Source organism: Streptomyces sp. NPDC041108 (genome assembly GCF_055592645.1).
In genome coordinates this window covers 247,750-259,678 of the sequence record NZ_JBVIYK010000007.1, presented here as the reverse complement: position 1 = coordinate 259,678, position 11,929 = coordinate 247,750, and the positions used below count along the sequence as shown (strand labels likewise).

The window sequence follows — 11,929 nt, the reverse complement described above, 5'->3', positions numbered from 1 at the left end:
GGACGCGCCGCCTGGTCGGAGCGTCGAACCGGTTCGAGCAAGGAGTTCTCCGTGAACATCGGTGAGATCGCCCGGCGGGCCGGTGTCTCGCGGAGCACCGTGTCCTACGCCCTGAGCGGCAAACGCCCCGTGTCCGACGACACCCGCCGGAAGATCCAGCACGTCATCGACGAACTGGGCTACCGCCCCAACGCCAGCGCCCGGGCCCTGGCCAACGGACGGACCAGCACGATCGGGCTGGTCTTCCCGCCGGCCGGGAACCACTACACGGGCATGCAACTGGACTTCATCGGCAGTGTGGTGGAGGCGGCCGCCGCCTACGACTACGACGTGCTGCTGTCGCCCAGCGGCGTGGACAGCGACCGTTCCTTCCAGCGGCTGCTGGGGGAGCGGCGGGTCGACGGCGCGATCCTGATGGAGATCAGACTGGCGGACGACCGGGTCGATCACCTGGCCGAGCTGGACTTCCCGTCCGTCGCCATCGGCCGCACGGCCCGGCCGGAGGGCAGCTGGTGGGTGGGCCTGGACCACACCGCGCTGGCGGAGGCGTGCGTGCACCATCTGGCGGACCTCGGCCATCGCAGGGTCGCCTTCGTCAACCGGCCCGAGCAGCTGCTGCGGGCGGGTTACGAGTCCGCGCACCGCGGGCTGGACGGCTTCACCAAGGCAGCCGCCGAACGCGGACTGACCGTGCGCTCGTACACCTGCGGGGACGACGCGGCCTCGGGGCAGGCGTGCCTGGAGAAGATCCTGCGTGACGACCCGGCGACCACGGGCCTCGTCACCCTGAACGAGGCGGCGCTGGGCGGGCTCTACCGGGGGCTGGCCCTGGCGGGCCGCCATGTGCCGCGCGACTTCTCCGTCACCGGGATCGTGGCGGGCCGCTGGGCGGAGACGGTGACCCCGCAGCTCACCGCCGCGGACGTGCCGGCGGCCGAGATGGGCCGGCTCGCCGTCGACCTCCTCGTCGAGCGGCTGGACAGCCCCGGTGCATCCGCCCGGCACCACCTCCTCGTACCGCCGATCTCCCTGCGCGCCAGCACCGGCCCCGCCCTCGGCGCCTCCTGACCCGCCGTAGGACCCGGCCTTCCGACACCGCCACACGGCCACACCCCGAACACCGCCACACCCCGGGACCGTCGACACAGAGACCGTCCGACCGCCACCCCTCCGACCCCGACCCCTACCCACAGGCCCACCGCCGCCCCCGCACCCCGGCGGCCACCCGGTCATGCCCGGAACACCCCCGAACCCGGAGCACCGGTCACCCGATCCCGCACCGACGCCCTCGGTGTGCCCGGCTCCTGCCCCGTCACCCTCCCTCTCAGGGCACACCCGTGCCAAGAACGAAGGAAGCCGACATGCACAGCACCTCCAGACAGCGCCGTCTGACCGCCGCGGCCCTGACGGCCCTGGCCGTGGCCGTCAGCGCCACCGCCTGCTCCTCCGGCTCGGGCAGCACCGGCGCCAAGGACGCGGACAGCGGCACGTACACCGTCTGGGACCCGTACCCGCAGTTCGCCAAGGGTTCGGCCTGGACGAAGCTGCTGGACAAGTGCGGAACCGACGCGGGCGTGAAGATCAAGCGGACCGGCTTCGACACCAGCGACCTGGCCAACAAGACGCTGCTGGCGGCCCAGCAGGGCAACTCCCCGGACGTCCTCATCGTCGACAACCCGGTCGTCTCTACCCTGGCCGAAGCGGGCGTTCTCACCACGACCGAGGACAACAAGCTGGACACCTCGAAGGTGGACCCCAACCTCCTCGCGGCGGGTCAGTCCGGCGGCAAGACCTACGGCACACCGATCGGAGCCAACACCCTCGCCCTCTACTACAACAAGGAGGTACTGAAGGAGGCCGGCGTGGACATCGCCTCGGTCAAGGACTGGAAGTCGCTGACGGCGGCGCTGGCGAAGGTCAAGAAGGCCGGCAAGAAGGGAATCACCTTCTCCGCGATCGGCACGGAGGAAGGCAGCTTCCAGTTCCTGCCCTGGTTCTGGGGCTCCGGCGCACAGCTCACCGCACTCGACACTCCGCAGAGCGCCTCCGCGCTGTCCCTGTGGAAGGGCTGGCTCGACAAGGGCTACGCCCCCAACTCGGTCCTCAACAACACCCAGACCACCAGCTGGCAGGAGTTCGCCACCGGCGACTACGCGTTCAGCGAGAACGGCACCTGGCAGCTCGCGAACGCCGAGAAGGCCGGGTTCGACTACGGGGTGATACCCGTGCCGGCCGCCACGGGCGGCAACGCGGCGGCCCCGACCGGCGGCGAGTTCGTGACCGTCCCGGTCCAGAAGGACGCCGGCCGCTACGCCACCTCGCAGAAGCTGGTCACCTGTCTCACCAGCACCGACAACCTGTACGACACCGACACCACGCTGTCCTACGTCGCTCCCACCGGCGAGGTCCAGGACAAGCAGGTGGCCGCCAACGCCGAACTGAAGCCCTGGGTCGAGGCGGTCAAGGCGGCCAAGGGCCGTACCAGCGACGACCTGGGCACCAAGTACCCGAAGATCTCCGAGCAGCTGTGGAAGGCCGTCCAGTCCGCACTCAGCGGTGCCGAGTCGCCGAAGGACGCGCTGGCCAAGGCCCAGTCGGCCGTCAAGTAACCAGGGATTCGCGGTCCGCCGATGAACGACACGAAACAGGTCTCGGACCGCCGGTCCGCGCACGACCGGAGCGGGGCGGCCACCGCCGCCCCGGCCCGGCCCTCCGCGCGGCCACGGCGCCGTCCGACCTCCCCGCAGTGGGCCGCCTGGGCCTTCCTCGCCCCGGTCACCCTTTACCTCGCCCTCTTCTACGCCTATCCGCTCTACCGCAACCTCGACCTGAGCCTGCGCGACTACACCGTCCGCTCCTTCGTGCAGGGCGACGCCCCGTTCACGGGCCTGGCGAACTACCAGAAGGTCTTCGACGACCCGACCTTCGCGCCCGCCCTGCTGCACACCGTCCTCTTCACCGCCGTGTGCCTGGTCTTCCAATACGCCATCGGCCTGGCGCTCGCGGTCTTCTTCCACCAGCACTTCCGGCTCTCCACCACCCTGCGGGCCCTGTTCCTGGTGCCCTGGCTGCTGCCGCTGATCGTGTCCGCCTCCACCTGGTCGTGGATGTTCAACAGCGACTCCGGCATCGTCAACGCCGCCCTGCACGCCGTCGGCATCGGCCCGGTGAACTGGCTGACCTCCCCCGACTGGTCACTGACCTCGGTGATCATCGCCAACATCTGGATCGGCGTCCCCTTCAACCTGGTGGTGCTCTACAGCGGCCTCCAGTCCGTCCCCGCGTCGCTGCACGAGGCCGCGGCCCTCGACGGCGCCAACGCCTGGCAGCGTTTCTGGCGCATCACCTTCCCCCTGCTGCGCCCGGTCTCCGCCATCACGCTGCTGCTGGGCCTCGTCTACACCCTCAAGGTCTTCGACATCATCTGGATCATGACCAAGGGCGGCCCCGCCGACTCCTCCACCACCTTCGCCACCTGGTCCTACCAGCTCGGATTCGGCAACCTCCTGCCCGCCTTCGGCCCTGGCGCGGCCGTCGGCAACCTGCTCGTGGTCGCCGCGCTGGTGTTCGGCCTGGTCCACGTCCGAGTCCAGCGAAAGCAGGCGCTGTCATGAACCGAAGTGCCTCCCGCACATGGTGGAAGACGGCCGTCGGCCTGCTGCTGACCGGGGTCATGCTGTTCCCGGTGTACTGGATGGTCAACGTGTCCCTCACCCGTGACCAGGACATGCGCAAGAGCCCACCGGACCTGTTCCCGACCGACGGCACCCTGGCCGGCTACCGCACCGTCCTCGACGAGCAGCTGCCCTACCTCGGCACCAGCCTCGTGGTCGCCCTCGGCACCGTCGCGCTGACCGTGGCCCTGGCCGCGCCCGCCGGCTACGCGCTCGCCAAGCTGCGCCCGCGCGGCGGCGGCCTGCTGAGCTTCGCCCTGCTGGCCGCGCAGATGATCCCCGGCATCATCATGGCGATGGGCTTCTACGCCGTCTACCTCCAGCTCGGCCTGCTCCAGTCCGTCCCCGGCCTGATCGTCGCCGACTCCACCCTGGCCGTCCCCTTCGCGGTGCTCATCTTCACCGCGTTCATGTCCGGCATCCCCGGCGAACTGCTCCAGGCCGCGCAGATGGACGGAGCCAGGGCCCTGCGCACCTTCTGGTCGATCGTCCTGCCGATGAGCCGCAACGCCGTCGTCACGGTCTCGCTGTTCGCCTTCCTGTGGTCCTGGTCCGACTTCGTCTTCGCCAACACTCTGGTCAACGGCGGCACCCACGAACCCATCACCCTCGGCATCTACCACTACATCGGCAACAACAACCAGGAGTGGAACGCCATCATGGCCACCGCCGTCGTGGCGTCACTGCCCGCCGCGGTCATCCTCGTCCTGGCCCAGCGCTATGTGGCGGCCGGTGTCACCACCGGCGCCGTCAAGGACTGAGCCCCCCGACCCAGCCACGACGACCGGCGCCCTCCCGCGCCGGCCGGCACCCCCTGCCCCAGAAACGAGTCACGCCACATGACCGCCGCCCGATCCGGTCCCGCCTTCTCCGTCCACGACATCCCGTTCAGCGCGTACGGATCCTGGTTCGACATCTCCCCCGTCGTGGCGGAGAAGACCTACGCCGAGGACCTCCACCTCGTCTCGCACCAGAACGGCATGCACGGCGTCCTGCGCCTGGTCCCCCTGGATCCGGAGAGCGGCGAGCGGGCCGGGACCCGCGTCGAGGCGACGCCGGGCCTGCTCACCTGGACCGGCGGGTCCGGACGCGTCGAACTCGCCTACGAGACGCCGGACACCGTACGGCTGCGGGGCAGCGGCCTGGACCTCGGCGTTCTCGCCGCCGCGCGGACCCTGACCCCGTTCAGCGGCACGTACTTCTTCCACGACCCGGCGGCGAACGCGCATGTGTTCACCTCGTACGAGACCGGCCGCCGCTACCGCCTCACCGTGCTGTCCGGTGTCCTCGCCGGAACGGCCGGGGCCCAGGCCCTGGCCGCCGGCGACCGCGGGGTGACCGTGACCGCGTCGGGGGACGGCCACTGGGAGATCGCCGTCGAGGAGATCGACACCGCCCGCCCGCCCTACAGCTCCTCGGCACCCTTCGACACCGTCGTCACCGCCGCGCGCACCGCCTTCGCCGCCTTCGCCGACGCCGTGGCCCCCTGGCGTTCGCAGGCCACCCCCGCCGCCGAACTCGCGGCCTACGTCCTCTGGTCGGCGACCGTGGCGGCGAAGGGCCTGGTCACCCGGCCCGGGGTCCTGATGTCCAAGCACTGGATGGACAAGGTCTGGAGCTGGGACCACTGCTTCAACGCCCTCGCCCTGGCCGAGGGTTCGCCGGAGCTGGCCCGGGACCAGTTCCACCTGCCCTTCGACCACCAGGACGAGAGCGGCGCCCTGCCCGACTCGGTCACCCACTCCGAGGTCCTCCACAACTTCGTCAAGCCGCCCATCCACGGCTGGACCTTCGGCCGTCTGCGCCGCACCCTGCCGACACCTCCGGGCCCGGCCGAACTGACCGAGGTGTACGAGCGCCTGGAGCGCTGGACCGGCTTCTGGCTCACCGCCCGGCGCGCCCCCGGCGCCGACCTGCCCTACTACCAGCACGGCAACGACAGCGGCTGGGACAACGCCACCACCTTCGATCCCGAGCGTGTCGTCGTCACCGCCGACCTCGCCGCCTTCCTCGCCCTCCAGCTCCACGAACTCGCCTCGCTCGCAGACGAGTTGGGCAAGCCGGACGAGGCGGCGCGATGGACCCGGACAGCAGGGGAGATCCAGACGGCGCTGCTCGACCAGCTGTGGACCGGAGACAGGTTCGTCGCCCGGTCCGCCGCCACCGGACAGACCTGGAGCAGCGCCAGCCTCCTCGACCTGATGCCCATCGCGCTGGGCGAGCATCTGCCCGCCGAGGTCGGCAGCGCGCTCGCCGACCACATCAAGGGTCATCTGACCCCCTACGGCCTCGCCACCGAACTGCCCACCTCCCCGCACTACCTCGCCGACGGCTACTGGCGGGGCCCGATCTGGGCCCCCGCCACCGTCCTCATCGAGGACGGCCTGCGCCGCGCGGGCCACCAGCGGCTCGCGGACGACATCAGCGCCCGCTTCCGCGCCCTGTGCGAGAACCACGGGTTCGCCGAGAACTTCGACGCCCTCACCGGCACCGGCCTGCGCGACCGCGCCTACACCTGGACCGCGAGCAGTTACCTCCTCCTCGCCCGTGACCACCACCTGCGCACGCGGCCCGGGACCGGCGACACCGACGCCTGACCCAGGAGCGGGAGCCCGCCCACACGTCCGGCACGGGGGCCGGCGCGGCACCGACAAGTCCCTCCCGACCAGGGCCGGTCCGGCGCGGGCGCCGTGAACCTCACCTCCGGCCCGCCCGCGAGGACAGCGCCCGCACCGGCACCGCCGCCGTCTCGACCTCATACCAACGGGCCGACGGCGGAGTCGTGACCGGGATCGGCGACGGAACCGGCGACTCCGTCACGCTCGACGTCGACGCGCCCTCGTCCGGCGCCCCGCCTGGACCAGGTCTCCTTCCTCCGGCGAGCCTGCACTTCGGGGCCCCGGCCGGCTTCTCCTCCACGGCACGGCAAGGACCGAGCCGGTGGACCGGATCGATGACCCCGGGACCGTGCTGCTCACCGTCGAGAACACGGGCGAGCGGCTCACCCCTCAGCTGGCGTCGACGCTCACCGAACCGTTCCGGCGAGGCACCGAACGCGTCCACACCGACCACACCGACCACGCCGGTGTCGGTCTCGGCCTGGCGATCGTCCATACCATCGCGCACGCGCACGACGGGACCCTCACCCTCATCCCGCGCCCGGCAGGCGGGATTCGTATCACCGTGGAACTGCCCGCGGAGTCCCCGCGCTCGGACGCGTAGCGCGGCAGCTCCGGCGGCGATCGGCGTGCCGCCTGAGGGGGTTGATTTTGCGCCCATCGTGACGTGTACCTGTCCAATTTGGGAGTGGGCTGGCACTCTGCGTAGCGCGCATTCGTCCTCGTCCCCCACCGCGCAAGGAGTACGCGTGAGAGACATACGCCGCTCGTCCCGCTCCCCCCGTACATCCCGACCCGTCCTCGCCGCCCTGCTCGCCGCCGCCGCGATGCTCGGCACCGCCGTGTCCGCCTCGCCTGCGGGGGCGGCCACGTCCGCGGTGGACCCCGCCGCTTTCTGGACCGCCGAACGGATGCGGCAGGCAGCCCCGTTGGAGCTGCCGGTCGCGGACCGAGGCCAGATGAAGGCGCCCTCTCCCGCCAAAGGCGCGGAGCGTACCGTCGCCCCGACGCTCCCGGGCACGGCGAGCAAGGTCGGGGCGCTGGCCTTCCCCAACGGGGGCGGGGCCTGGACCGGTGGCGGAGCCGTGGTGTCCACGGCCGGACGGGTGTTCTTCTCCTACCAGGGGCGAACGGCCTCGTGTTCGGGCAACGCCGTCACCAGCGCCAACAAGAGCACCGTCATCACCGCCGGGCACTGCGTGAAGCTGGAGGGAGCCTGGCACACCAACTGGGTCTTCGTGCCCGGCTATCACGACGGACAGGCCCCGTACGGCAGGTGGAGTGCGAGGAAGACACTGTCCACGCCGCAGTGGACCGCGAGTGAGGACATCAACTACGACATCGGCGCGGCCGTCGTCGCCCCGCTGGACGGGAAGCTGCTGACGGATGTCGTCGGCGGGCAGGGACTGGCCTTCAACACCGGTTACAACAGGGCGATGTACGCCTTCGGGTTCCCCGCCGCCGCCCCGTACGACGGGGAGAAGTTCGTCTACTGCAGCGGAAACACCAACCGTGACTTCCTGCTCTCCAACGACCACGGCATGAACTGCAACCTGACCGGCGGCGCCAGTGGCGGCCCCTGGTTCACCCAGTTCGACGAGACCACGGGCACCGGCCTGCAGTCCTCGGTGAACAGCTTCAAGTACAACTTCCTGCCCAACCGGATGTACGGGCCGTACTTCGGCACCGACGCGCAGAACCTGTACCAGACCGCGCAATCCTCCTGAGGCTCGTACAGCGACCGGCTGCCGGCTGCGGGCTTCCGACTGTTCGGAGACCGGCAGCCGGGGCCGGCGGCGAACCCGTCCCGGGGGTGTCGGCGGTCGCCGCTTGCCGGGCACCGGACCTCTCCTTGCGCAACGACGGCCAGGTCACCACCGTGCGCCTGCGCGACACGTGGACGGATCCGGTGCGACGGGTGACCGGCGCCGACGCGCTCGACCGCGTCACCGTCGGCGCACGCCGGCCGAGTCGAGCAGGGTCGTCACGGTGGGTGCGACGAGCCCGGTCAGGTCGTCGGCCTGAATGCCCGCGCGGGCACTGGCGCCGTCGAAGACCAGACTGAGCTGCCGGGCCAGCAGATCGGGATCGTTCGCCCCGCCCCGCTCGGCCTCGCCGCGGAAGAAGGCGGTCAGGTTCTCCTTGACCTGACGGGCCACCCGGCTCGCGGGGTGATTCTGGTCCTTGAGCTCGATCTGCACGGCCAGATACCGGCAACCCCGGTACTCGGGCACCCCCGCATGCGATTCCACCAGCTCGAAGACGTGCAGGATCCGCTCGCGGGGGGAACGGGCGTCGTCCGCCGCGGGCAGGAGTGTCGCCACGTAGGCGGAGGCGCGCTCCTGCAGACTCGCTGCCAGGAGTTCGTCCTTGCTCTCGAACAGCTGGTACATGGAGCGCTTCGACACCCCCGCCGCCTTGCACAGCGCATCCACGCCGATGCCGACACCGTCTCGGTAGGTGAGCGTGGCCGCCGCCTCCAGCAGCCGCTGCCTGGGGCTCGGTTTCACTTCGGTGGTCATGCCGTGAGGTTAACTCGAAGCGGACAAGATAGAAACCGATCGGTTTCCCGGGCGTTCAGGGCTCTCCGGGTGTTCCAGGCGTTCCGGGTGTTCCGGGCGGATGGTCGGCGAGGGCCCGCGCCCGACGCCAGGACGCGGAAGGGGAGGCCACTCATGACGCGCTCATGAGGTACGTGCCTCTCGGTCCGTGGAGGCGGAGCGTGGCGCAGGGGACTGCCAGCCTCCGGTGACGTGACCTCCTTGACACAGGAGTGCTACGACGTCGGTGACGTGCCCGTGCTCGGCTCGTCCGCCTCGACGCGCTCGTCCCGGACCCCGCCCAACTCCGCGGCGAACTGCGCCCCGGTGAGCAGGGCGAGATTCGACAGCCACAGCCAGACCAGGAACACCACCACGCCGGCGAGGGAACCGTAGAGCCTGCTGTAGGCACCGAGCGCCGAGGCGTACGACGAGAAGCCCGCGGAGACCACCAGCCACAGCGCGGCGGCCAGCACCCCGCCGGGCAGGCTGCGCCCGCTGTCGCGCGCGGGCGCGGGGCCGGTGTGGAAGACGACCACGACCAGCAGCGCGACCAGGCACAGCAGCACCGGCCAGCGCACCAGGCTCCACACCCAGGCCGCGGTGGCGTCCAGGCCGAGGGCCCGGCCGAGGGCCTCCGCGAGCGGGCCGGACAGCAGCAGGGTCAGCGAGCCGACGAGGAGCAGACCGAGCAGCGCGAGCGCGGTGAGCACGATGCGGTGCGCCTTGCGCCAGGGCGAACGCCGGTCTGCGACGCGGTGCATACGGTGCAGGGCACGGCGGAAGACGGCGAGATAGCTGGAGGCGGACCACAGCGCACTCGCCACACCTGCCGCGAGCAGGGGCCACCCCGTATGCCCCGCACCCAGCATCCTCGCCAGGACGGCGTGCAGTTCCGCGCCGGAGCCGGCCGGCGCGTACGCGGTGACGTGGGTGACGAACTCCTCGGCCGTGCCCGGGCTGATCAGGCCGAAGGCCAGCACGGTGGCCAGCATCGCGGGTAGCACGGCCAGGATCGCGTAGTACGTCAGCGCCGCCGCGTAGTCCGTGACGTCGTCCCGCCACAGTGTCACCGGCGTGCGCCGCAGCGCGGGCCACCACGCCGCGGGCAGGCGCGGCAGGCGCGGCCGCAGGAACCGGCGGACACCGCCGACGCACGGGTCAGCGGACATGGGTGCCACGGTGCGGGGCGGCGGCGCTGAGCCGGACCCGGGCGTGCGCCGTGTACGGGGCCGCCGCCCGCTCGGCCTTCGCCGCCACCGCGCAGAGGGCGGGCAGGAGGGACTCCGGGGCGGTGCCCGGTTCCAGCCAGACCCGCAGGCCGATCTCCAGCCGCCGTCCGGGACGGGGAAGCATCCGGCCACGGTCGCGGGCGACGCCGGGAAGTGCCGCCACGCGGGCCGACAGCGCCTCGGACAGTGCCCGGGGGAGCACCGTGCCGCCGGGGGAGGGCAGGGCGATCGGCCGCGTCCGGCCCGAGCGGAACCGCACGAGGGACCGGTACGCGAACGGCACGGTCAGAGCGATCGCCGAGGCCATGACGGTGAGTGTCCACCAGCCGTCGCCGCGCAGGTTCGCCGGCTCGCCCCGGTCCAGCAGGACCGAGTCCGTGGACGCGGAGGGCCACCAGGACGGCAGCCGGTCCGTGACGGCCCGGTCCGTGCCGGCGAGCCATGATCCTGCGAGGGCCGGGGACAGACCGGCGAGGCCGAGGTCCGTCCGGTCGACGGCGGTACGCGTACGGCGCGTCATCCCTCGCCTCCGGCAGCGGGGGCCGTCACCGGTACCGGAGCGCCGGGAGGGGGCGGCGCTGTCGCCTGGTCCGGCACGGGTGGGCGCCAGACCGGTTCCGGCACCACGGCCACCCGCAGTCGTGGGACGCGACGCAGGTGACAGGCGGCCAGCGCGTGGTGGGCGGCAGCCGTGACGGCGGCACGCGCCTGACCGAGGTCGCCGAAGGCGAGGCCGACCCGCACGGCCACCCGGCGGCGTCGCACCCTCACCCGCACCGCCCCGACGCCCTCGACGCTGTCCAGCGCGTCCCTGAGCAGGGCTGCGACCACCGAACGGTCCATCGCAGCGTCCACGCGAGGCGCCATGGAGAGGACGGTGGACCGGCGACGCCTGCCCGGGGTGAGGGCGAGTACGACCATCCAGACGCCGGCCAGGCCCATCAGCGCACCGCCGGCGACGACGGCCGGGTCGGCGGGCCCGTGGCCGGACAGCCAGTGCACGGCGGAGGTGCGCCAGGCGGCGGGCGTCCGGCCCGCGAGGTGCACCCGAACCAGGTCGAGGGCCGGTGCGCCCCAGCCCACGGCGATGGCCGCGGTGAGCAGGGTGACCTGCAGCCGGCGCGCGGACCACCGGCGCCGCGGCGTGCGAGCGTTCGGCCCGGCGTCCGGCAGCGGTGCCTCCGGGGCGTGGGGCGGCGACGGCGGCAGCGACGGGACGAGCGCGGTGGCGGTGAGGCGCGCGCCCGGTACGTCGAGCCCTGTCAACTGCCGGGTGCGCTCCGCCACATGCGGCTGGACGTGTCCGACGGTCTCGGCCGGCGGCACCGGGTAGGGCAGCGTCACCCCGAGAGTCAGTTCTGCCCTTCCTCCGCGCACGGACGCCGCCGGCCGCGCGGACGGGACGCTCCGGCCGTCGCCGGGGCCGGGAAGCGTCTCGCCGACCGCCCGCTCGGCGATCGTGCGCACCGCCCGCTCCGACACGGTGGTCGTGCCCCGCTGCGCCGCGGCGGTCATCGCCGGCTCCGCTCGAACACGTCCCGTACGTCCTGGACACCGGCGCCGGCCTCGACCCTCCGGCCCAGTGCCCAGCCCAGGCCGCCGAGCGCGGCCACCGGCAGGAAGGCACCGACCCCGCCGACGAAGCCCGCGAAAGCCAAGGCCATTCCCGCGATCATCCCTACGAACGCCGTGCTCATGCCCGTCCACCTCTCACCCGGATTCGCTCCCGTCCTCTCGTGCCCCGGCGTGGCCGTGCCACGCGGGTCTCGGTCATCGCCGTGGGATCGTCCTCGTCCTCAAGGCAGCCGGACGGTGCGGGAACGGGTGCGGGAGGCCGCGACCGGAAACTGGGCCTGGTCCTAGCG

General features: G+C 72.1%; 11 protein-coding genes and 1 pseudogene. 7 read left to right on the top strand and 5 right to left on the bottom strand.

Features of this window, described 5'->3' with window-relative positions:
• The first annotated feature begins 51 nt into the window (after positions 1-51).
• The 7 genes and pseudogenes from ACZ6BB_RS21790 to ACZ6BB_RS21760 all read left to right on the top strand — a co-directional run bounded on the left by ACZ6BB_RS21790 (position 52) and on the right by ACZ6BB_RS21760 (position 8,019).
• Positions 52-1,068 carry a LacI family DNA-binding transcriptional regulator gene (locus ACZ6BB_RS21790; RefSeq protein WP_471616800.1) on the top strand — a complete coding sequence of 339 codons (1,017 nt, stop codon included), beginning with the start codon at positions 52-54 and terminating at the stop codon, positions 1,066-1,068.
• A 293-nt stretch (positions 1,069-1,361) separates the two neighbouring features.
• Positions 1,362-2,609, top strand: coding sequence for a sugar ABC transporter substrate-binding protein (locus tag ACZ6BB_RS21785; protein WP_471616799.1), 1,248 nt, complete (start codon positions 1,362-1,364; stop codon positions 2,607-2,609).
• Positions 2,610-2,630: 21 nt separating this feature from the next.
• Positions 2,631-3,614, top strand: coding sequence for a carbohydrate ABC transporter permease (locus ACZ6BB_RS21780; protein WP_471616798.1), 984 nt, complete (start codon positions 2,631-2,633; stop codon positions 3,612-3,614).
• On the top strand, positions 3,611-4,435 hold the full coding sequence (locus tag ACZ6BB_RS21775) for a carbohydrate ABC transporter permease (protein WP_471616797.1): 825 nt from the start codon (positions 3,611-3,613) through the stop codon (positions 4,433-4,435). Before ACZ6BB_RS21780 ends, ACZ6BB_RS21775 begins: the two co-directional genes overlap by 4 nt.
• A gap of 78 nt (positions 4,436-4,513) precedes the next feature.
• The gene (locus ACZ6BB_RS21770; protein WP_471616796.1) at positions 4,514-6,271 is read left to right on the top strand and encodes an amylo-alpha-1,6-glucosidase; all 1,758 of its coding nucleotides are present in this window, start codon (positions 4,514-4,516) and stop codon (positions 6,269-6,271) included.
• Positions 6,272-6,632: 361 nt separating this feature from the next.
• Positions 6,633-6,896: pseudogene (locus ACZ6BB_RS21765) on the top strand (sensor histidine kinase); the annotation flags it as partial.
• A 145-nt stretch (positions 6,897-7,041) separates the two neighbouring features.
• Positions 7,042-8,019, top strand: coding sequence for a trypsin-like serine peptidase (locus tag ACZ6BB_RS21760; protein WP_471616795.1), 978 nt, complete (start codon positions 7,042-7,044; stop codon positions 8,017-8,019).
• Positions 8,020-8,238: 219 nt separating this feature from the next.
• On the opposite strand, the gene ACZ6BB_RS21755 is transcribed toward ACZ6BB_RS21760, so the two are convergent.
• From ACZ6BB_RS21755 to ACZ6BB_RS21735, 5 genes are all read right to left on the bottom strand, one after another.
• Positions 8,239-8,814: a TetR/AcrR family transcriptional regulator gene (locus tag ACZ6BB_RS21755; protein WP_471616794.1), complete on the bottom strand. Its 576-nt coding sequence runs from the start codon at positions 8,812-8,814 to the stop codon at positions 8,239-8,241.
• A 254-nt stretch (positions 8,815-9,068) separates the two neighbouring features.
• Positions 9,069-10,004, bottom strand: coding sequence for a YihY/virulence factor BrkB family protein (locus tag ACZ6BB_RS21750; RefSeq protein ID WP_471616793.1), 936 nt, complete (start codon positions 10,002-10,004; stop codon positions 9,069-9,071).
• Positions 9,994-10,584: a hypothetical protein gene (locus tag ACZ6BB_RS21745; protein ID WP_471616792.1), complete on the bottom strand. Its 591-nt coding sequence runs from the start codon at positions 10,582-10,584 to the stop codon at positions 9,994-9,996. Before ACZ6BB_RS21745 ends, ACZ6BB_RS21750 begins: the two co-directional genes overlap by 11 nt.
• Positions 10,581-11,579, bottom strand: a complete 999-nt coding sequence (locus tag ACZ6BB_RS21740) for a DUF6286 domain-containing protein (RefSeq protein ID WP_471616791.1) — start codon at positions 11,577-11,579, stop codon at positions 10,581-10,583. Before ACZ6BB_RS21740 ends, ACZ6BB_RS21745 begins: the two co-directional genes overlap by 4 nt.
• On the bottom strand, positions 11,576-11,761 hold the full coding sequence (locus tag ACZ6BB_RS21735) for a hypothetical protein (protein ID WP_471616790.1): 186 nt from the start codon (positions 11,759-11,761) through the stop codon (positions 11,576-11,578). Before ACZ6BB_RS21735 ends, ACZ6BB_RS21740 begins: the two co-directional genes overlap by 4 nt.
• Between the last annotated feature and the right edge of the window lie 168 nt (positions 11,762-11,929).